Genomic DNA, 2,773 nt, shown 5'->3' with positions numbered 1-2,773 from the left:
GAGGCACAGCGCCGCGATGATGGTGTTGCAGGCAACGGGGGATATCCGCAAAGTCTCGCTCTGGCTCGGCCATGCAGACATCCAGACGACCGAAATTTACTTGCGGGCGGACCCAACAGAAAAGCTGGATGCAATGAGCGCCGTTGTGCCGCTCTCACTAAAAAAAAGGACGGTTCCGGGCGCCAGACAAACTGATCGCCTCGCTGCGGGGCGCTTGAATATGCTGAGCGATGGGAGCCGACATGGCCGTCAGCACAAGGCTCCCACGCCTGCAATTCTGCATATTCCTGGACTCTGCATATCGCCGAAAACTCCGTCATCCCCCCGCCGGCCCTGCCACGAGCGCATCAAGGTCCAGGTCGATCACCTTGGTGTCGATGTGGAGCGTGTAGTGCCCGTTCCACATCGGTGATTCCGCCCGCCGTATCCTTCATTTCCTTGTCACGGAGCCCGGCTGCTCACAGGCCAAGTTCGCTGTGCGAACCGAGACGGACGAGCTGGAGTACGTTGTCGTCCGGTTTTCTGTAAATCAAGACCACGTTGGGCTTGACGTGACAATCCCGGTGGTCCTTCCAATCCCCACTGAGCGAATGATCGTGGTGCTTGTCGGCCAGAACCTGATCATGGAGCGACGGCGGCGGTCGGTCCTGTCCTTTCTTTGGCGTTCAACCTTGTAGGCTTTGCTTACCGTAAGCTCAGACAACCTGATCTCACGGATTTTGCGATGTACCGATTTGCAGGATCAAGCGGAGGTTGGAGCGTGGGAAGAGAGTCGCGGTAGAGTTCAACTCGTCACAGAGTTTTTTGGACGGCGCGGTCAGACACGCCATGCGCCATGTGGTGGAGGCGTACGGTCAAGGTTCCCGCCTCAACGTCGGGGAGCAAATCGGCTTCGGTCGTGTAGATCGCGCGTAGCAAGCTGCGCGCCTCGTCCGGGCGCGCGAGAAAGGGTGCCAGGATGTTGGCCATGGCCGTTTCCGCGCGATAGGCAATCATCTTCAGCGTGTCGAGCAGTTGCTTGCTGTGGGTGCTCAGCCGGCGAAATTGGTTTTCTTCCGGCAAGTCCTTGATGTCGAGATGAGAGGGGGTCTCTTTGCGTTGTTCCTTCAGGGTCTTGAGCTCGTCCTGCAGATGTTCGATCTCGTCGTGGGCCGCGGCTTTTTTTTGCGACAAAGGCATCGACTTTCACGGGGTCAATCGTCTCGTTGAGGTTGAGCGCGCCGAATTCGGCGAGCCGGCGGCTGAGCTTGCTGGTCAGCGAGCGCACCTGGCCGTCAAGGGTTCTGCGAGCCGGGTTAACGACGCGTGCGGTATCAGGAATTTGTTCGGTCTGATAGTCGGCCAAGCGGTCCAGGGCAAAGTGTTCACGGGCATACTTGAAGAAATTTTCCTGAGACCAGCGGGCGAACAGGGTGGCCGCCAAGAGCCCTATGCCGGATTGGTAATCCGTGCTGATCAGGGCGACCTGGCGACCGCTGTCACAGAGCTTGCGTATCTCGCGTACCCACAACACGCCACCGAGAAGCGTGCCCCGTTCGGCGAGTGGCATGCGTACCCGTTCACCGCTGCGCAGCTCGACCGTTCCGTCGACAAACTCCTCGGCGGACCAATCGTCACCGGGGTACTTGCGATAGGAGAGACAGGCAATGCGACGCGCCTTCAGGCGTTTGAACAACTCCGGACTATAGCCTTCGCGATCGAAGACCAGGGTGAAGCGATGGCGCAGCGGTTCGGCTGCTAGCACTTCCGAGCTCGGCTGGCCCGGGATATCCCGTTCCAGACGGGGCAGAATCTCGCCCTCGAGGACCTTGATCAGGCCGGGATCGACGGCTTGCGTGACCCGAAAGAAGGGCTGTCCGTCGATCGCGTTGACCCAGTAATCGGCGGTCGCCCGCTGGCACAGCCGCTGCCGCGCGAGGTAGTGGCGCGGCAGCTTGGTCTGCTCGCCGTAATACACCCGCACATGCGCGTCGACGTAAAGGATGCCCGCTTCTGTCGGCGCCGCTTCCATCCAGCGCCGACACAAATCGGCACTCCATTTTTCGGCCTGATCCCCCTGACTCAGGAGCTGAATCTTCTCGCGCAGGGTGCGCACTTCCGGAATCCGATCCAGACCCAGCAGCTTGCCCCATTCGCCAGGCGCACAACTGCGCAGGGACTCGACCGATTCCAGCCGCGCCAAGGCCATGAAAGCGATCAACATCAACAGACTGTCAATCCCATAGTAGCCCGGTGGCAGGGGAAGCCCCTCCGCTCCTTCGAGCAGTCCAACGGCCAGCAGGGCGGGCAGCGCAAACAGCACGCCGCCACGTGGCACGTCGACGGCCAACTGGAACTGGGGGAGCACCGCATTCAGCCCACCCACGCTCGCCGCCACCCGGGCTTCCACGTTGCTGGCCCCAACCCCCCATCGGGGGCGCTGCTGTCGAGTGCGCTGCGCTCGCTTTTGGTGCTCGCGACGAGCGCGCAGCGCCCCTTCGCCGCTGCCACATGCAGCCGCCCCGCGCGCACCGCTTTCGACAAGGTGTCGCTTTTGATCCCCAGTTCTGCCGCCGCGCTGGGCACCGTCTGTCCGTCGTCCAACAGCGCCTGCGCCTGCTTCAACACCCTGCGCCAGGCCTTGTCCGGCTAGGCGCTCGATGGCGCGCGTCGACGATCGCCTAAACATTCGCGCTCTCCTGCCGTTAACAGAATAATCAAAAGGAGTTCACCGCATGGGCTCAGGAATCATCAATACCGCAGTGACCGTCTGCACGTGGCTCAGTATGGGCTA

1 protein-coding gene and 3 pseudogenes are annotated in these 2,773 nt (G+C 61.3%); 1 reads left to right on the top strand and 3 read right to left on the bottom strand.

Annotated elements, in window-relative coordinates; genetic code table 11:
- A pseudogene (locus E4Q23_RS21200) lies at positions 1-218 on the top strand (tyrosine-type recombinase/integrase); the annotation flags it as partial.
- 240 nt (positions 219-458) lie between these two features.
- Here E4Q23_RS21200 and E4Q23_RS21195 read toward each other — a convergent pair.
- From E4Q23_RS21195 to E4Q23_RS21190, 3 genes and pseudogenes are all read right to left on the bottom strand, one after another.
- Positions 459-623: pseudogene (locus E4Q23_RS21195) on the bottom strand (type II toxin-antitoxin system YafQ family toxin); the annotation flags it as partial.
- 169 nt (positions 624-792) lie between these two features.
- Positions 793-1,179, bottom strand: coding sequence for a putative transposase (locus E4Q23_RS25415; RefSeq protein ID WP_423753373.1), 387 nt, complete (start codon positions 1,177-1,179; stop codon positions 793-795).
- Between the two features lie 4 nt (positions 1,180-1,183).
- Positions 1,184-2,470 (bottom strand): annotated as a pseudogene (locus E4Q23_RS21190) (putative transposase); the annotation flags it as partial.
- Positions 2,471-2,773 lie beyond the last annotated feature (303 nt).

It is taken from the genome of Candidatus Accumulibacter phosphatis (genome assembly GCF_012939955.1).
In the GTDB taxonomy this organism is placed as follows: domain Bacteria; phylum Pseudomonadota; class Gammaproteobacteria; order Burkholderiales; family Rhodocyclaceae; genus Accumulibacter; species Accumulibacter delftensis.
Note: the sequence above shows the minus strand (reverse complement) of the source record. Positions and strands in the feature narration are given on the sequence as shown.